The organism is Bradyrhizobium sp. Unk1, assembly GCF_059512345.1.
In genome coordinates, this window is sequence record NZ_JCAMOP010000009.1 from 178,244 (window position 1) to 196,318 (window position 18,075).

Below are 18,075 nucleotides of genomic sequence, written 5' to 3' on the forward strand. Positions count from 1 at the left end.
GCATGGCCAAGGACGCGCCCGCGGAGCGGATGAAGCGGAAGGACTATGAGAAGGAACTCGAAAAACTCCAGGTCGAGTTGTGTCACCTTCAGGAATGGGTCAGAACCCAGAAACTGAAGGTCATCATCATCTTCGAGGGGCGCGACGCGGCCGGCAAGGGCGGGACCATCAAGGCGCTGACCGAAAAAGTGAGCCCGCGCGTGTTCCGTGTCTGCGCCCTGCCCGCGCCCTCCGACCGGCAGAAATCCCAGCTGTTCCTGCAGCGCTATATCGAGCAATTCCCGGCCGGCGGTGAGATCGTGATTTTCGACCGCAGCTGGTACAACCGCGCCGGCGTTGAATACGTCATGGGCTTCTGCTCGCCGACCGAACATAAGCGCTTCCTGGAATTGTGTCCGCTGGTCGAGAAATTCGCCGTGGACGCCGGCATCGTCCTGATCAAGCTCTGGCTCGAGGTCGGGATGGAGGAGCAGGAGCTCCGCTTCAAGGCGCGGATCGAGGATCCGCTGCGGCAGTGGAAGCTGAGCCCGATGGACACCGAATCGTTCGGGCGCTGGTACGATTACTCGCGCGCGCGTGACATGATGTTCGAGGCGACCGACACGAAGCATGCACCGTGGCGACTGATCCGCTCCGACGACAAGCGGCGAGCGCGGCTCAACGTCATCTCGCACATCCTGAGAACGATCCCTTACAAGAGGGTCAAGCGGGAGAAGATCAAGCTGCCGCCGCGGTCCCACAAGGGACGTTACAACGACCAGGCGAGCCTGCGCGGCCTGAAGTTCGTCGAGGAACGCTACTGAAACGCGAAACGGGCTGCGATGACGCAGCCCGTTTAGCTTGAGCGCCCTGCCGAGCCTATTTCAGCCGGATCGTGACGCCGCCGACCGCGGCCGACACCTCCGCGCCGACCTTCGGTCCACTGAGCTGAAGGATCACCCCATTGCCGTTCTGCAACTGCACGGCTCCGGCCCCCGCAGCGACGGCGCCGCCGGCGCCGCCCGCCGCGTAAGAGCCTTCGATCGACTGCGGCCCCCTCAGATTGAGGGCGCGGCCGACAAGCTTGGTCGTCGAAGCTCCGATCGTGAAACCGACGCTCATGCCTGACACGGTGAAGGGATATTGTTTGCCCCGCAACACCAAAACGCCCTCGCCGCCGCCGACGCCGACGATGAAGCCGCCCTTGGTGAAGACGACGGCGACCTGACCGGTCTCGGCACGCGACGGCGTGCTGAAACCGGCAGCGACGGCGAACGAGGTGATCAAGGCGGCGGCGATGGCAGATTTCCTCATGACGTTCATTCTCCTTTGGGTTGATATCGGAGTGATCCGGATCGACCGGCACTCCCATTGGTTCGCGTTACTTCGAGCCGCCCTCGGCCGCCTCGTAGGCGTCCCGATAGCCACGCGCAATGCTGCGAACACCGCGTCCGATATCGTCGTAGACATCGTCCGGAAGGTTTGCCAGCGACACGCGCAGCGACCATTCGGGCGCATCGAAACCGCCGCCGTTCAGCAACACAATGCCGTGGGCTTCGGCCAGTCGAAACGCGAGATCGAGCGGATGAACGTTCTTCTTCAGGTAGTCGACGGCGTCGTCGCCAATGTTCTTCCGCGCCCAGAACTCGAAATCGATCAGTCCGTAATACGCATCATAGTTGGGGTTCGGGTTCAGCTTGTCGGCAAGTCCCAGGCCATCGAGCAACGCCCACAGGCGCTTGTTGACGATTTCCATGCATGCGGCCTGATAGGCCTTCTTCGCGTCCATCATCTCCGCGAGCGAGAAAAGGCTCATCATCACCTGCTGCGGCAGCGACAGGCCCGCCGTGTGATTGAGCGCGACGTCGCGACTGTCGGCGACGATGCGGTCGATGAACTTCAGCTTGCGCGGCTCCAGCGTCAGCGGCCCGTAACGCTTGTCGAGCGCCTTCACGGCTGCCTCGGGCAGCTTCGCGATCATCTTGTCAAAGATGTTGTCTTCATGAATGGCGATGGCGCCGAGCCGCCATCCCGTGCAGCCGAAGTATTTCGAATAGGAATAGACGCCAATGGTGTTGTGCGGAAGCTCGCCCAGCAGCGAGCGGAATCCGTGAACGAAAGTGCCGTAGACGTCGTCGGTGAGCAGCATAAGATCGGGGCGCTTGGTCTTGACCAGCTTGCCCAGCTTGGCGACCGTCTCCGGGCTCACCCCCATCCCGGAGGGATTTGCGGGATTGACGATGAAGAACGCCTTGATCTTCGGATCTTCCAGCTTCTTGATTTCCTCGTCGGTGAACTGGAATTTGTTTTCCTGCGGCGCCTTGATCTGGACGACCTTGAGGTCGTAGTCCTCCAAATGCGTCATCTCGATGTAAGGCGTGAAGATCGGCGTTCCCAGCGCGATGGTGTCGCCGGGAAGCAACAGGCGATTGGCCTTCAGTGACTTGAAGAGGTAGCACATCGCCGCAGTGCCGCCCTCGACCGCATAGATGTCGAACTTGCCGGCGGGCCGCGGGTCACCGCAAACGGCCCACGTCAGATATTCGTGCACGACCTTTTCGTTGTGCACCAGCATGCGGTCCGGCACCGGATAATTGTCGCCGATGATGGAATCGACCAGCTCGTGGACGAAGGCGTCCGCATCGAAGCCGAATTTCTTGACCGCAAAGGGCAGCATCTCCGACAGGAAGGTCGCGCCCGGCATGTCAGAGTGCTTGGCGAGCCAAGCCTCGTACCTTGCCGCAATGCCCTTGGCCTGGGGCATGCCGCCAATCCCGGCCGGGTGTTCCATGACGCGCTTGCTCTCGGTGATCGCGAACTGTCCGAGCAGGAAGAAGCCTTCGCGCGGCGTGGTGGCCACCCAGTTCGGATTGCCGCGGCCGGCGTTCAGGAACGCGGATTGCGTTCGTTTCGACGTCGCCTTGGCGAGATTGATCAGTTCGTCCTTGATCTCGAACGGGCTCAGTGCCTCGAATTTCTTCAGGGTCAAGATATCGGCCATGTGACGCTCCCGAGCGGTGCGAGCTGTTGAAACGAGGTGGAGCCCTCGCCTGTGCAATCGCGCTCAGGATGATCGGCGTCCGGTGACCTCCCTTGATCTACCTCAAGGTCCTGGCCGTAGAGCGGTCCGGATCGCCCCATGTCGCAACGCAGTGAGACGATTTCGTCGGCGGGGTCGCGGATGCCATCCCCCCGCGCGCTTGACATAAATCAACATGACCGGCTCGGACGGGTCGCTTCATCCGGATCGATGCGGCTTCAGCGCTCGTCGCCGGGGTCTTCGATCCCAAGACGTCGCGCAGGAGCGAAGCGGGGCGCGTGCGACTGCGTGAAGGGGTGACATCATGATCGACTGGTTCTTTCAGACGCTCAAAAGCTATCCGGAAATCGCGATCTTCCTGTCCTTGGCCTTGGGCTATTATTTCGGCTCCTTCACCTACAAGGGCCTCGGGCTCGGTGCCGTCACCGCGACGCTGATTGCCGCCGTGATCATCGGCCAGATCGGGATCACGGTAACGGGTCCGCTCAAGCCGTTCTTCTTCCTGATGTTCCTGTTTGCCATCGGCTATGGCGTCGGGCCGCAATTCGTGCGCGGCATCGCGCAGGACGGCGTCCCACAGGCGATCTTCGCGGCCGTCGTGTGCGTGTTCTGCCTGATCGCGGCGTATGTTGGAGCAAAGCTTGCAGGCTACGATGTCGGTTCGGCCGCCGGACTTTATGCCGGCTCGCAGACGATCTCGGCATCCATGGGCCTTGCGACCGATGCCATCAACCGGCTCGGCCTGTCGCCGGAAGAGACCAAGAAGATTCTCGACGGCATGCCGGTCGCCTACGCGGTCACCTATATCTTCGGCACGGTCGGATCCGCGATCGTCCTGGCTCTGCTTGGTCCGGCACTGCTCGGTATCGATCTCGAGGCGGCCTGCAAGAAATATGAGGAGGAGCACGGGGGCAAGAAGCAGACGGGCGGTCCGGGAACGGCCTGGCACCAGTTCGATGTGCGCGCTTTTCGTGTCAATGAGCGGGGTCCGGTGGTTGGAAAGACCGTGCAGCAGGCGGAAGCATTGCTACCCGACCATCGGGTGTTCGTCCTGCGGATCAGGCAGGACGGCAAGATCACGGATGCCACCGCCGATGCCGTCATTCACGCAGGCGCCGTCGTCGCTGTGGCCGGCCGACGCGACGTTCTCGTCAGTCTGATCGGCGAGCAAGCGGAAGAGGTCGACGATCGCGAGTTGCTGGCGATGCCGATCGAGGGCGTCGACGTCTACGTGACCAGTAAGGACGTCGACGGAAAGACGCTGGAGGAGCTGTCGCGAACGGCAGGCGCTCGCGGAGTGTTCCTTCGCAAGATCACCCGTGGTGCGATCGCCGTTGATATCCCTATCCTGCCGAACACGAAGATCAATCGCGGCGACATCGTCACCATCGTGGGACGCACGCCGGATGTGGCGGCCGCGACAAAGATGCTCGGCCGCCCGGATCGCGCGACCGATGTGGCCGACGTCGCCTTCATCGGAGCCGCAATCGCGATCGGCGCGCTGATCGGCGCCATCGTCTACAAGATCGGCAGCGTGCCGTTGACGCTGTCCACGTCAGGTGGCGCCTTGATCTCAGGCCTGTTCTTCGGCTGGCTCCGCTCCGTGCACCCGACCTTCGGCCGGATTCCTTCGCCGACCGTCTGGTTCATGAACTCGGTCGGCCTGAACGTCTTCATTGCGATCGTCGGCATCTCGTCGGGACCGGGCTTCGTGGCCGGCCTCAAGGCGCAGGGCATCGGCCTGTTCCTCTGGGGCGTCGGCGTGACGACCGTGCCGCTGATCCTCGCAATGTATGTCGGAAAATATGTGTTCCGCTTCCATGACGCCATCGTGCTCGGATGCTGCTCAGGGGCGAGGACCACGACAGCTTCTCTCGGCATGATCAATGACCGCGCCAAGAGCCAGATCCCGGGTCTGGGATATACCGTGACATACGCTGTCGGAAACACGCTGCTGACAATCTGGGGAATGGTGCTTGTCATGTTGATGACATAGCAAGGCCGCCCGCGATGCTGGTTTGGCTGGAGCAGTTTCTCGTCCGCTATCCGGAGCTCGCGCTGTTCCTGGTGATCGCCGCGGGCTACTGGATCGGAAGCTTCAAGATCGGCGCCTTCAGTCTTGGTCCGGTCACGGGCGCGCTGTTCGCCGGCCTGATGGTCGGCGACTTCGCGCATGTGCCTGTTTCCAGCATGACCAAATCTTTCCTGTTCCTGCTATTCCTGTTTGGCGTCGGCTATTCCGTCGGTCCACAATTCGTGCAGGCAATGAAGCGCGACGGGCTGAAGCCGATGCTGCTAGCCGTCGTCGTGTGCCTCACGGGCCTTGCGGCCGCAATTGTCGTCGGCAGGATACTCGGGCTCGATCCCGGTTTTGCGGCGGGGCTGATGTCGGGAGCGCTCAGCCAAAGCGCGGCGATGGGAACGGCGACCGACGCGGTCAACGGTCTCGCGGTGCCGGAGGCGCAACGCGCCCTTTTCGTCTCGCACATCGCGGTCGCTGATGCAGTCTGCTACATCTTCGGCTATGCGGGCGTGATCATGTGGTGCACAGTGATCGCACCGGCGCTTCTGAAGATCGACCTGCGAGAAGAGGCGCTCAAGCTCGAGCAATCGCTGGGAATGAGCCGCACCAAGCCGGGTCTGGCGTCCGCTTGGCGAAAATTCGAGCTGCGCGCCTATCGGCTGGACGAGCACTCTCCTCTCGCCGGATCGACAGTCGCGGCCGCCGAAGACCGCCTGCCCGAGCATCGCCTGTTCATCCATCGGATCCGCCAAGGAGAACGCATCTTCCAGGCAGAGCCCGGCACCATCCTCGCGCCAGGCGACGTCATCACGATATCGGCTCCGCGCCAGATCATCGTAGAACTCGTCGGCTCCCGCGCCGAGGAGGTCGAGGACAAAGAGCTGCTCGACATTCCCTTGATCTCCGCTGACGTGTTCCTGATCAACACCAAGCTCGCGGGCATGAACCTGCAGGAGGCCTCGCAGCATGACTGGACACGCGGCCTCTATTTACGCTCGTTGAGCCGGGGCGGCCAAGAGCTTCCGATTGCTCCCGGCGTCGTCCTGCAGCGTGGCGACCTGCTGCGCATCGTCGGTCCAGAACCGGTCGTGGAGAACGCGGCGAAAAATATCGGTGTCATCGTTGCCCCCAGCACCAGCATCGATTTCGTGGTGCTGGGGCTCGCCATCTTCTTCGGCGGCATCGTCGGCGTTCTCGTGAGTTTTCCTGTCGGCGGCATCCAGATCGCACTGAGCACGAGCGTCGGCACGCTGCTTGCCGGGCTTTTGGTCGGCTATCTCCGCACGCTCAATCCGCGCTTCGGCCGGATTCCGGACGGCGCCGTCAGCCTGATGACGTCACTCGGACTGGCCGCGTTTGTCGGGCTCACCGGGATCCATGCCGGGCCGATCTTCCTCTCCGCCTTGCGGGAATCGGGCATCGGCCTGCTGCTCGGCGGCATGGTCGTGACCCTGCTGCCGCAGATCGTCGGATTCTGCTTCGGTCATTTCGTCTTGCGCATGAACCCAATCCTTCTGCTCGGCGGTTTGACCGGGGCTCAGACCGTGACGGCGGCAATGGCCGCGCTCCAGGAGCGCTCCGGAAGCCCGGTGCCCGTGCTCGGCTATACGCCGGCCTACCCGGTCGCCAACATCCTGTTGACGACCTGGGGCTCCGTTATAGTGGTCGTCTTCGCCTGACCTATGACGCGGCCTTCAGCTTCGGCTGCGCGCCGGGCCTGGGCTTGCCGATCTTCGCCAAGGCTTCGGCGCGCACGAGCTTGAGGCCTTCCTTGGCGTCGTAGCCATGGATCTCCTTCACATCGAGCTTGCGCATGAAGTCGATGGTTTCCTGGGTGATCACCTGCCCCGGCACCATGATCGGGAAGCCCGGCGGATAGGGAATCACGAAACTGGCGGAGACGAGGTCGGGGCCGGCTTTCAGGCGGCGGTCGATCTCGGGATCGGCGAGCCTGATATATTCGCATCCCGCCGCGTTGTAGGCCGCGTAGAATCCGCTGCGGATATCACCCTCATTGGTCTTGCTGCCGGCATCGCCACGGAAGCTCTGGTGGAAGTGCGAGAAGTTCGGCAGATCAGGCACGTCAGTCATCAGGCTCTTCACCCGCGCCTCGAAGGTCTTCTTCGCATTGGCACCGCCTTGGGCGAGGCCGCGATCAACCTCGCCCGCGATCTCGGCCAAAACCCTGACAAGATGCGCGACGTCGCTGCGGGTGTTGTTGATGTTGGACTGGATCAGCACCGAATTGCGTGAGGTCTTGTTGACCTGGATGTTGTAGTCGTTCGCCAGGATCCCCTTGAACTGCGTGCCATCGTAGCCGGCGGTGCCGCACACCAGGGTCATGCGGGTCGGATCGAGGCAGAACTCATCCTCGTCCAGGCTCTTCAGCGCGCTCGCCCAGTTCGCGCCGGCGGCCAGATAATCGGTGAATCCGCTCTGGCGATATTGCGCCGGCACCATGGCGTCGGCGCCGAGGATGCGGAAATATTTCGACAGCAGCGGATTGCTGTTGACGGCGTGACGGATGGCGAGCGCGATCTCGATCGCATTGGCCACCAGACCATACCCTTCCAGCTCCATCTGGCGCCGCGAGACGTCGAGGCTAGCGATCAACTGCTGGTTCGGACTCGTGGAGGCATGGGTAAAGACGGCCTCCTTGAACTGCTGCTCAACCGTATGGAATTCGACGTCCTTGACCGAGAGCATCGAGCCCTGACGGATCGCCGACATCGACTTGTGGGTCGAATTGGTCTGATAGACGCGCAAGCGGATCTGGCGCGGATCGGGGATCAACCGGGTCTTGAGCAGCACCTCGTTCGAGGGGTTCTTGCCGAGCGTGGCTTGTTGGGCTTCGTAAGCTGCGACCGATCTCGGATCGCGCATCCAGGCCTCGATCTCGTTGGCGGCGCCCATCGCGGTGCGCCGTCGCAGGAACGGTGAAAAGCGCGCAAAGCCGAACCAGGCCTCGTCCCACAGGAAGATCAGGTCGGGCTTGATGGCGAGGCATTCCTCCATCACCCGGCGGGTGTTGTAGATGTGGCCGTCGAAGGTGCAGTTGGTCAGATCCAGCAGCTTGACGCGATCGAGCCGGCCATCGGCCTTGGCGTTCAGCAAGGCCTGCTTGATGGTCTTCAGCGGCACGGCGCCGTACATCGAATATTCCGTCATCGGGAAGGCTTCGACATAGAGCGGCTGCGCGCCGGCCAGCACCATGCCGTAATGATGCGACTTGTGACAATTGCGGTCGACGATCGCGATGTCACCTGGCGCGAGTAGCGCCTGCACCGCCATCTTGTTCGAGGTCGAGGTGCCGTTGGTGACGAAGAAGACGCGATCGGCGCCAAGCGCGCGTGCTGCCTTGTCCTGCGCCTTCTTGATGTTGCCGGTCGGCTCCAGCAGACTATCCAGGCCGCCAGTGGTCGCGCTGCTTTCGGCCAGGAACAGGTTCAGGCCGTAGAATTCGCCCATGTCACGGATCCAGTCCGACTTGAAGACCGATTTGCCGCGCGCGATCGGCAGCGCATGGAACGTTCCGATCGGACGCTGTGCATATTTCTTCAGATTGTCGAAGAACGGCGTGTCGTAACGATCCTGTACCCCTTCCAGGATCGAGAGATGCAGCTCGAGCAGTTCCTCGACCGAATAGAAGATGCGGCGGACGACATCGGCCTCGGGATTTCCGGCCATCGCCTCAACGTCGCGATTGGACATCAAATAGAGGTCGAGCTCGGGGCGGACCCGCTTGATGACGTGGGCGAGCCGCAGCGCCGAGGCATCGGACTCGTCGTTCAACCCGGCCGACGAGGTCATCGTACGGAGCACCGGCGCGTCATGGCGTGAGCGCAGCGCAAAGCCCTCATTGATGACGACGGCTGCGAGATTGGGATTCAGGATGGCGGCGCAGAAGGCATCTTCGAGGCTGCCGACGATGACCGGCTCATAGACGAATGGATCGACCGGCCGCCGCAGCTTGCGCCATTCGTTGGCGAGCGCGGGCCAATTGCCGGACGAGAGGCCGGTGACGATCAGTGTCTCGAAATAGGGACGGCGCGCACCATGCTGCCCGGACATTTGCGGCACCAGATCGGGGGTGTCACCGTTGCCCTCGTCATTTCCGCTCCCGTCGCCGGCATGTTGGCGAAACGACCTCGTCGTCAAGGCCTGCATCATCCGTGTCGCAAGGGCGAGTGAGCCCGCCGCATCGCCAGCCGCGGCCGCGTCCCGCAGGGCTGTCATGAGGTGAAGGCCGGGATATCCGTGAAATTCCTCCGTTATGGAGAGATCGGCCAGCGCAGCATCATATTTCGCGCGATCCCCGCCACGCACCCACGCCTTTGCGGCCTCCACCAGATCGCGCCAGTTGTCCGCCCGTCCGCCGGGCCCGGAGAAGAACTGATCGATGCGCTTTTGCGCGGGCTTGGCTTCTTTGGACATGCGGCTCTCCCGATCCCATAGGCAAGGGTGATGCGGGATCGTGAGTGCGGGGCTGGTCGCTCCATTGATCCAAGTCAACGGTCGCGCATTCTGATCGGGCGGACGGACAGGACGATGCCCTCGGCATCGCAATACCGGGGCGTCAGACCGTTCGTTGCGCGGTGTTGGCTGAATCGTCGCCCAGGACGCTGTCGAGCGACCGCAGCCACTGGCCGCTGTCGGTTTTCTCCGCCAGCCCTTCGGCACGCAGCAGGTCGCGTAGCTGCGCATGCGCCCCGACGATGCAAAAGCTGACTTCGCGGACGGCCAGTTCGTCGTAGAGCTCGTGCAGCATGCGCGCGCCGGCCAGATCGATATAAGGCGAGGCTGAAAGATCGCAGGCCACCAGCCGGATGCCAGGCGACCTCCGGAGCGCGATCAGGACCGTCTCCAGGATCGTCTCGGCATTGATGTAGAGCAGCGATGCTTCGGGGCGGAATGCGATGATTCCGGCCAGCGGCTCGACGTCCTCGTGCCTGGCACTGTCCGAATAGCGGCCGCTGCCGGGCAATCGGCCAAGGAACGCGACGTTCGGCCGCGAGGCGCGCGCCAGCAGCAGGAAGATCGACGCAATCGCTGCCAGCAGGACGCCCTGGAGAATGCCGAGCAGCAGCACGGATACCAAGGCAATCGCCGCCGCGTAGAAGTCGATCCGGCTGACCCGCCACATCCGCAGCAGCGCACGCACATCCACGAGCTTATAGACCGCGGCAAAGACGATGGCCGCGAGCACCGCCTTGGGCAGGTTGGTCAAGAGGCCGGTAAAGAACAGAAGGCACAGCCCGAGTGTCACTGAGCAAATCACCAACGCCAGCGGCGTCCGTGCGCCAGCGCTGTCATTGACGGCCGATTGCGATAGGCCGCCGGCGACGGGATAGCCATGGCCAAAGGCAGCCGCGAGGTTGGCGGCGCCAAGACCCAAAAATTCCTGCCGGACGTCGAGCGGGTAGCCGTGCTTGGCGGCAAAGCTGCGGGCCGCCGAGACGCCTTCGATATAGGCCAGCAGCACGCAACCGGCGGCGAGCGGAAACAGATCGTCGAATTCCAGCAGGCCGAAGGTCGGCGTCGCCAGAGCCGGCAACCCCTCGGGTATCTTCCCGGTGACGGGCACACCGAGAGAGGGGAGACCCAGCACCGTCGCCACGACGATCGCGAGTGCGACGATGGTGATGCCGACCGGTTTTCCAGGCAGCAGCCGCTCGCCGAGCAAGAGCAGCAGTAGCGCGACCGCGCCGATCGCGAGCACAAGCGGATTGATGGTACCGAGCTGCCCCGCGAGCTTGATGGCGCGGTCGAAGAAATTGTGGCCCCCGCCAGCAACGCCGAGCAGGCTCGGCAACTGGCTCATGATGATGGTGAGCCCTGCCCCCGCCTTGAAGCCGACCAATATGCTGTCGCTGACGAGGCGCACGAGCACGCTCAGCTTGAACAGCCAGGCGATGAAGCACAACACCGCCACGGCAAACGCCGCGAGGCTTGCGATCTGCGCATAGCGCACCGCGTCCCCACCGGCGAGCGCGCCGACGGTCGCGGCGATCATCAGGGAGATCGCGGAGGTCGGGCCGATCGCAAGCTGGCGCGACGAGCCGAGCAGCGCATAGCCGATGCCGCCGAGCATGTAGCCGTAGACCCCGATCTGCGGCGGCAGGCCGGCAAGCGCGGCATAAGCGAGCGAGACCGGGATCGCGTAGGCCGCGAGCGTGATGCCTGCGACGGCATCGGATGGCAGCCATTCGCGCCGATAGGCCGCGAGCCAGCCGAACGGTGGGAAGAAACGCATCCAGCTCGCTTCAGGAGGCGAATTCATCCGGTCACCTCACGAGGCGTCGTTTCGTAGCGCAGCAGGACGATCAGCAGCGCGATCACGGGCAAACCGAGCGCGAGGTTGGGAATAATCTTGGTGGCGTAGGCACCGGCGGCGGCACCGAAGCCGAACACCGCGCACAGGGCGAAGAAAATGCCAGATTTGCGCAGTGTCCCGAGCGGCGCGTCTCCGTACACCACCGCAAAGATGTTCTCGATGGCCTGGCGCATGTTGCCGGTGATCATCACCGTGCTGCAAACCGTCCCCTTGACCTTGATGAACATTGCTGCGTGCATCGCTGCGACCACGGAAATGCCGAGCGTTCCGGCCATATCGGGCAGCCGGTTGTGCAGGATTCCGATCACGATCAGGAGCGCGATCTCGACCAGAGTGCTGATCGTGCGGGCCCGCTCGCCGGCAGCGCGGCGCAGCCAGGCGGCGATCACGATGCCGACCGCAAAGGCCAGGATCGGCGGCACGAAGTGAAACGCCTTCGCCCAGTTGCCGGCTGTCGCATAGACCCAGAGAAAGATCAGGTTGGCGGTCTGGGCATTGGCCATCACGCCGTGGATGATCCAGGTATAGGCATCGATATAGCCGCCGGCGAAGGCGAGCAGCAGGACGATCTCGACCGTCTCATCGCGGCGCACCGCACCGGCTACGACATCCAGAGTGCTCATGCTGACAATGCGGGCCGTCGCAGGTTCTGCATGCGCGCATAGGCGGCGCCCTGCCGTCGGCAAGGCTTGATCTGGATCAAGCAATCTCCCTTCCCCGCAAATCAAATCGGCCAAAGCACCGGGGGAATTGCGACCATGGAAACCGTCAGGTGGATCATCTCCACCGCTCCGGAAATCTTACTGCTGCTGGCCATTGCAATCGGCACCCTCCTCGGCCGGATCAAGATTCGCGGCTTCTCGATCGGAACGACCGCCTGTGTGCTGATCGTCGCCGTCCTGATCGGACAACTCGGAAGCTTTGCTTTTCCGCCGATCCTCAGGGCCATCCTGTTCAGCCTCTTCGTGTTCACCATAGGCTACCGCTCCGGCCCGGAGTTCTTTGCTTCCTTGAGCTTTCGGACCCTGGCGCAGGTTGTCCTGGCGCTGGTGATCGGCGCCACCGGCCTCGTCATCGTGCTCGTCTTCGCTCATGTCTTCGAGCTCGATACCGGAACTGCGGCGGGGCTGACCGCCGGCGCGCTGACCCAGTCCTCGGTGATCGGCACCGCGTCGGGCGCGCTGGCGCAACTCGGCCTGCCGAAGGCGGCGCTGGAGCAGCAGGAGGCCAATATCGCGGCCGGCTATGCGGTGACCTACGTGCTCGGCTACATCCTGACGCTGTTGTTCGTCCCGTTCGTCGCACCCATCCTGATGCGGGTCGATCTCAAGGCGGAGGCTGCGAAGCTCGAAGCCGAGCTGGCCGGCGGCGCGCCACCGAAGACCGAAAACCTGTCCTATCGCAAATTCCAGGCGCGCGCCTATCGCGTCTCGACCGGCGCGGGCTTCACGATCGCGGCGATCGAAGCCGAGATCGGCAACCGCACCGTCGTGGAGCGGATCGTCCGCGCCGGAGCAGACATCAAGCCCCAGCATGACACCCGCCTCGAAGCCGGCGACGATGTCGTGATTGCCGGCCCCACCACGGCAATCGTGGCGGCCAAGCCCCTTCTCGGCGCCGAAATCGACGCCGGCGAACTCCTGCGCAACCTGCCCGGCAACGTGACAGAGGTCCTCGTGGAAAACCGCAGGCTGCACGGCCGTTCGATCCGGGACATCGCCGAACGGCTCGGCGACGATGCGCGCGGCGTGTTCCTGCGTTCTCTGACCCGCATGGGCCGCGAGGTGCCGCTCGGTCCCGACACGCGCGTCTATATCGGCGACGTCATGACGCTGGTCGGCAGCACCGGCAATATCGCGCGGGCGACGACGCAGGTCGGACACGCCCTCAACGCGTCCGACCGGACCGATATTGCCTTCCTCACCGCAGGCATTGCCGTCGGTCTGTTGGCCGGCCTTGCAAACTTCAAAGTCGGCGCCGTCGCGCTGACGCTCGGCGGAGGAGGTGGCGCACTGATCTCCGGCCTCGTCTGCGGCTGGCTGCGGTCGCGAAACCCGACCATGGGCGCGCTGCCGCCGGCGGCGCAACAGACGCTGAGCGATCTCGGGCTTGGCGGCTTCATCGCGGCGATTGGGCTCGGCAACGGCCTCGCCGCCTGGACAGCCATTCAGGCGCACGGCCTTCTGCTGGTCGGCATGGGCATCGTCGTCACGCTGATCCCGCTGACGGTTGGGACCCTGTTCGCCCGCTACGTGCTCCGCATGAACCCGGTCGTGACCTGCGGCGCGCTCGCCGGTGCCATGACGGTCGACGCCGCCGTGACAGGCGCGTGCGACGTCGCCGAGAGCAAGACGCCGGTGCTCGGTGTCGCCGTGCCCTACGCGGTCGGCAACGTGTTGCTGACGGTGCTGGGCCCGATCGTCGTTGCCGCTACGTATACGGGGTGAAGGAGATCGCGATGCACTCGCTTCTGGCTGTAACGCTCCGGTCCCTGGCGACCACCCTGCTCGTTCTGGCCTCGCTCTCTGCCCCAACGCGGGCTGAGGACGAGGTCCGAATCCAGGAGGAGATCTGGGCTCTGCCACTGCCGTTGCCGATGTTCGCCTATCTGGTGCGCCCGGTCGGCGACGGCCCTTTCCCTCTGGTGATCATGAACCACGGCGTCTCTCTCAATCCGACCGACCGGAGCTTCTTCCCGCTGGTGGAATTCCGCGACGCTGCAAAGTGGTTCGCCAAGCGCGGCTATCTCGTGGTCGCACCGGTCGGCAGCGGCTATGGCGCCGCGGCCATCGACATTCCCGAGCGCGCGCTCTATGGGCCATTCTTTTCCAAGGTCGGAAAGTGCACGAACCCCAACTTCCATGATGCGGGCCTCGCAGTCGCCAAGGTCGATCTCTGGATCATCGACTACATGGCCGCCGAGAAACGGATCATTCCAAAGGACGTGATCGTGGTCGGCCAGTCCGCCGGAGGCTGGGCTTCCATCGCCTTGTCCAGCGTGAACCCACCACAGGTGAAGGCCATCATCACCTTCGCCGCCGGCCGCGGCGGGCGGGTCGGCGGCAAGCCGAACAACAATTGTGCACCCGACAAGCTGGTCGAGGCGACCGCGGATTTCGGCAGCACGTCGCGGGTGCCGATGCTGTGGATCTACATCGAGAACGACACGTTTTTCGGCCCCGATCTGTCGAAGCGCATGCATGCAGCATTCACGGCGGCTGGCGGCCGCGCCGAATATCATCTGATGCCGCCGTTCGGCGGCGAGGGCCATTTCTTCATCGGCTCGCCGGACGCGATCCCGCTGTGGTCGCCGCTGGTGGCGAAGTTCCTCGACGCGCAGAAATAGAGTTCAGGTTCGGAGGCACATCATGCCAAGTCCCCGCAATTGTCTCTCTGGCCTGCTCGTCGTCGCGGTCGCCGGAAGCGCGACATGTGCCGGCATCGCCGCGCCGAAATCCGCGCAGGCCGATAAACCCGCCGAGGTCGCGACGCGCGGCCAGCGCGAGGCAAAGGACATCGTCTACGGAGACTGGCAGAAGCTCTGCTTCAAGGCAGGCGGTGCGCCGACGCTGTGCCGAACCTCGATCACCGGCAAGTTTCCAACCGGCCAGACGGCGGTGCGCGTGGACCTGATCGAGCGCGAAGGCACTCCCTCGGCAAGGCTGCAGCTCTTCGTGCCCGTCGGCATGTACCTGCAACAGCCGGCGAAGCTGACCGTCGACCAGGGCAGCCCCCTCCGCATCCCCTACAGCTGGTGCCTGACCAACGCCTGCATTGCGGCCGACGTCGCGCCGCCCGCGATCATCAAGGAGATGGGGTCAGGGAAGACACTTGCCCTCGAGGTCGTCGATTCAAACCTTCTGGCATTGACGACCTCGGTGCCGCTGGCGCAGTTCGCGTCCGTCCACAAGGGCGCACCGGCCAGGACGCTGGAGCAATATGTCGACGAATGATCGGCCATGCTGCATTACGCAGCCGACGCACGCGCCACCGACTCGATCAGGGACTCCGCCGTGAACGGCTTGACCAGATAGGCAATGCATCCGGAGGCGACCGCGGCGGCGCGATTCGCCGAGCTGTCATTTCCCGTGATGTAGATCACCGGCGCAGTGACGCCCTCCTCTGCCAGTTGCCGGCGCAGGTCGATGCCGGACCTTCCGTTCAGGTCGATATCGAGAACGATGCAGATCGCCTTGTCGAAGCTGCCGTGATGGAGCAAGGCTCCTGCGGAATCGAAGAGCGTCGCGGCAAAGCCATACTCGCGGAGCAGCCTGTTCAAGCTGGTCCGAATGGAGGGATCGTCATCGACGACGAAAACAGAGCCACGCTCTGGCAAGGAAGTGTCCCTTCGAGACGGACGGACTGATCACGGCGGCGCTGGCGCCATATTCGCCTGGTCTACTTGCGTGTCAGGCAAACCGCCGCATTCGCCGCCCTGCATGGCAGCACCGCACCAACGAATTTCATATTGTCTCTTGGGGAAGTCACACCGCGGGAACTGTGCCGTGACGAAAAATCAGCTAATCGTCGCTCGTATCGAGCATTCCAAGCCGTTCCGCGATCGAAACGAGCTCCGCCAGCGAACGAACCTGCATCTTCTCCATCACCTGGTGGCGGTGCGCCTTCACGGTGCGCTCGGTGGTTCCAAGCTCATGCGCGATCTGCTTGTTGATCCTGCCGCGGACGATGAGATCGAACACCTGACGCTCGCGATGCGTCAATGCGGCGAGGTGAATGCGGAAGGTCTCGAGCCTGCCGCGATGCGCCTGCGCGGTGTGCTGGCGCACCATCGCGCGCTCGATCGCAGCGATCAACTGCTCGGAGGATACCGGCTTGGTCAGGAAATCCTCCGCGCCGGCCTTGATGGCCTGCACCGTGGTTGGCGTGTCGGCGTGTCCGGTCAGGAATATGATTGGCAACGTCGAGCCCGACGCGACCAAGCGGGTCTGCAAGTCGGGGCCGCTCAGCCCCGGTATCCACACGTCGAGCAGGATGCATCCCGGCTGCGCGTCGTCAGGCGCCGCATCCAGTAAATCCTGCGCCGATGCGTAGGTCGCAACGTCGTAGCCAGCGAGCTTCAGTCGGCGCGCGATCGCCGTCCGGAAGGAATCGTCGTCGTCCACCACGTGAACAAGACCGGGCACGCATCACCTCTTGCTGAATTCCGACAGCTTCTCAATCCGCGCAACAACCTCCCAACGGCCGTCCACGCTGTCCCTTGGTACAATGAACCTTGGGACAATGGATGAGAATGCCGCCTTAGTCGTAAATCAACTTCGGCGGGAGTGGGACGGCGTGGCGCATTCCCGGCGGCGAGAGTTTTCGTCCGACAGACCAATTCGGCGATGAGCTGAGGAGTTGGCCCATGTTCGTTCGCATCACAGCGGATTCGACGCCGCGTCCCAACTCCCTTCGTGACCTCGGCATGAGCAGCGATTCAAATACGCTCGTCAGTTTAAGCCAATTTACTTATAAAAAGGGCAGCGAAATCTACGGGGAGAGAGAGCCCGCCGAATATGTCTATCAGGTGACGTCCGGTGCGGTGCGAAGCTACAAGCTGCTGTCGGACGGCCGCAGGCAGATTGGCGCCTTTCACCTCGCCGGCGACATTTTTGGCCTGGAGAACGGCAACGAGCACCGCTTCACCACGGAAGCGATCGTCGACACTACGGTGCGCCTGGTCAGACGGCAAAGCCTCGAAATGGTGGCCGAAAGCGATGCGATGGTGGCCAGAAACCTCCTCAGCATGACCACGAACAACCTCCAGCATGCGGAGGACCACATGCTGCTGCTGGGACGCAAGACCTCGCTGGAGCGGGTCGCGGCGTTCCTGCTCGAGATGGACGGGCGATTGACGGCGTCCGGCGTCATGGCGCTGCCGATGTCGCGGCGCGATATCGCCGATTACCTCGGCCTGACGCTGGAGACCGTATCCCGCGCGCTGTCACGGCTCCATGAGCTCGGCGCCCTCGGCTTCGTCGGCAACACTCAGCGTCAGATCGTGCTGCTGGATCGGCACCAGCTTGCAAGCCTCGATCTGCAGCCTTGAGCGAGCCGACCCCGGCGAATGGCACAAACTGCACATCACACCGGTACAGTCCGATGCTAGCCTCTTCCGATGTGGAACGAGACCGCATTTCGGATCGCAGTCGTTGTGTTCGGGACGCTGCCGGTGGCGTTCACGGCCATGATCCTTTTCCTGGGGTGAGCTCGGCTCCGACCGAAGCCGCCATCGGTATCAGGGTCATTTAAGGCCAGGCGCCTGGGTTACACCGAGGTGCTCGAGAGTCTTGCGCAAGACCTCGAACAGGATGGCGGCCGACCAGCCGAACAGCAGGACACCATTCATAGCCGTCAACGGGCCGATCAGGCGCCAATCGCGCACCGGGGTGATATCGCCGTAGCCCAGCGTGGTGTAGTTGACGAAGGCGAAATAGAGCAAATCACTGCCCGGTGCGGCGGCCTGAACGACTTCATACATCCGAGCCCACACCAGAACCTCCAGCGTGTGCGCGACCTGCAACACCACGGCTGTCGCGACCATGACACCCATCAGGTGCACTCTTGGTCTCCTGGTTTGCCGCAAGCCCGCGCCGCGGGCGATCCCGACGGCGACGATGGTCACCAGCGCATGGATGCCGATATTGATCACGCTGACCAGCGTACCGACGAGGAATTGAAGAAGCATCGCGCGCCGCC

At 63.4% G+C, this 18,075-nt stretch carries 15 protein-coding genes; 7 read left to right on the forward strand and 8 right to left on the reverse strand.

Annotated features, from left to right (window positions below; all coding sequences use genetic code 11):
- Nucleotides 1-2: 2 nt before the first annotated feature.
- The gene (gene ppk2, locus AC5ZFO_RS14075; RefSeq protein ID WP_282523924.1) at nt 3-803 is read left to right on the forward strand and encodes a polyphosphate kinase 2; all 801 of its coding nucleotides are present in this window, start codon (nt 3-5) and stop codon (nt 801-803) included.
- Between the two features lie 55 nt (nt 804-858).
- Here ppk2 and AC5ZFO_RS14080 read toward each other — a convergent pair whose 3' ends face one another.
- Both AC5ZFO_RS14080 and aspD read right to left on the reverse strand, forming a co-directional pair.
- Nucleotides 859-1,293, reverse strand: coding sequence for a hypothetical protein (locus AC5ZFO_RS14080; RefSeq protein WP_282523925.1), 435 nt, complete (start codon nt 1,291-1,293; stop codon nt 859-861).
- A gap of 67 nt (nt 1,294-1,360) precedes the next feature.
- Nucleotides 1,361-2,980, reverse strand: a complete 1,620-nt coding sequence (gene aspD / locus AC5ZFO_RS14085) for an aspartate 4-decarboxylase (RefSeq protein ID WP_282523926.1) — start codon at nt 2,978-2,980, stop codon at nt 1,361-1,363.
- A gap of 343 nt (nt 2,981-3,323) precedes the next feature.
- Between aspD and aspT (AC5ZFO_RS14090) the strand changes: the two genes are divergently transcribed.
- Both aspT (AC5ZFO_RS14090) and aspT (AC5ZFO_RS14095) read left to right on the forward strand, forming a co-directional pair.
- Complete coding sequence (aspT, locus tag AC5ZFO_RS14090; protein ID WP_282523927.1) at nt 3,324-5,015, forward strand: aspartate-alanine antiporter; 1,692 nt, start codon at nt 3,324-3,326, stop codon at nt 5,013-5,015.
- A gap of 14 nt (nt 5,016-5,029) precedes the next feature.
- Nucleotides 5,030-6,721 (forward strand): aspartate-alanine antiporter, encoded by a 1,692-nt coding sequence (aspT, locus tag AC5ZFO_RS14095; RefSeq protein WP_282523928.1) that lies wholly within the window; start codon nt 5,030-5,032, stop codon nt 6,719-6,721.
- Between the two features lies 1 nt (nt 6,722).
- On the opposite strand, the gene AC5ZFO_RS14100 is transcribed toward aspT (AC5ZFO_RS14095), so the two are convergent.
- The 3 genes from AC5ZFO_RS14100 to AC5ZFO_RS14110 all read right to left on the reverse strand — a co-directional run bounded on the left by AC5ZFO_RS14100 (nt 6,723) and on the right by AC5ZFO_RS14110 (nt 11,999).
- On the reverse strand, nt 6,723-9,476 hold the full coding sequence (locus AC5ZFO_RS14100) for a decarboxylase (protein WP_496122168.1): 2,754 nt from the start codon (nt 9,474-9,476) through the stop codon (nt 6,723-6,725).
- Between the two features lie 142 nt (nt 9,477-9,618).
- Complete coding sequence (locus AC5ZFO_RS14105; RefSeq protein WP_282523930.1) at nt 9,619-11,322, reverse strand: SulP family inorganic anion transporter; 1,704 nt, start codon at nt 11,320-11,322, stop codon at nt 9,619-9,621.
- On the reverse strand, nt 11,319-11,999 hold the full coding sequence (locus AC5ZFO_RS14110; protein ID WP_282523998.1) for a YoaK family protein: 681 nt from the start codon (nt 11,997-11,999) through the stop codon (nt 11,319-11,321). Before AC5ZFO_RS14110 ends, AC5ZFO_RS14105 begins: the two co-directional genes overlap by 4 nt.
- A gap of 135 nt (nt 12,000-12,134) precedes the next feature.
- On the opposite strand from AC5ZFO_RS14110, the gene AC5ZFO_RS14115 reads away from it, so the two are divergent.
- Genes AC5ZFO_RS14115 through AC5ZFO_RS14125 form a run of 3 tightly spaced genes read left to right on the forward strand, consistent with a single transcriptional unit; the run spans nt 12,135 to nt 15,329 of the window.
- Nucleotides 12,135-13,823 (forward strand): aspartate:alanine exchanger family transporter, encoded by a 1,689-nt coding sequence (locus AC5ZFO_RS14115; RefSeq protein WP_282523931.1) that lies wholly within the window; start codon nt 12,135-12,137, stop codon nt 13,821-13,823.
- Between the two features lie 11 nt (nt 13,824-13,834).
- The gene (locus AC5ZFO_RS14120) at nt 13,835-14,722 is read left to right on the forward strand and encodes an alpha/beta hydrolase family protein (protein ID WP_282523932.1); all 888 of its coding nucleotides are present in this window, start codon (nt 13,835-13,837) and stop codon (nt 14,720-14,722) included.
- 22 nt (nt 14,723-14,744) lie between these two features.
- A complete protein-coding gene (locus tag AC5ZFO_RS14125; RefSeq protein ID WP_282523933.1) occupies nt 14,745-15,329 on the forward strand; it encodes an invasion associated locus B family protein in 585 nt (194 codons plus the stop codon).
- 14 nt (nt 15,330-15,343) lie between these two features.
- Here the strand turns inward: AC5ZFO_RS14125 and AC5ZFO_RS14130 are convergent, their stop codons facing one another.
- Complete coding sequence (locus AC5ZFO_RS14130) at nt 15,344-15,712, reverse strand: response regulator transcription factor (RefSeq protein ID WP_282523934.1); 369 nt, start codon at nt 15,710-15,712, stop codon at nt 15,344-15,346.
- Nucleotides 15,713-15,896: 184 nt separating this feature from the next.
- Nucleotides 15,897-16,520, reverse strand: coding sequence for a response regulator transcription factor (locus AC5ZFO_RS14135; protein WP_247303629.1), 624 nt, complete (start codon nt 16,518-16,520; stop codon nt 15,897-15,899).
- 221 nt (nt 16,521-16,741) lie between these two features.
- Between AC5ZFO_RS14135 and AC5ZFO_RS14140 the strand changes: the two genes are divergently transcribed.
- Complete coding sequence (locus AC5ZFO_RS14140) at nt 16,742-17,425, forward strand: helix-turn-helix domain-containing protein (protein ID WP_282523935.1); 684 nt, start codon at nt 16,742-16,744, stop codon at nt 17,423-17,425.
- Nucleotides 17,426-17,620: 195 nt separating this feature from the next.
- On the opposite strand, the gene AC5ZFO_RS14145 is transcribed toward AC5ZFO_RS14140, so the two are convergent.
- Nucleotides 17,621-18,064, reverse strand: a complete 444-nt coding sequence (locus AC5ZFO_RS14145; protein WP_282523936.1) for a potassium channel family protein — start codon at nt 18,062-18,064, stop codon at nt 17,621-17,623.
- Nucleotides 18,065-18,075 lie beyond the last annotated feature (11 nt).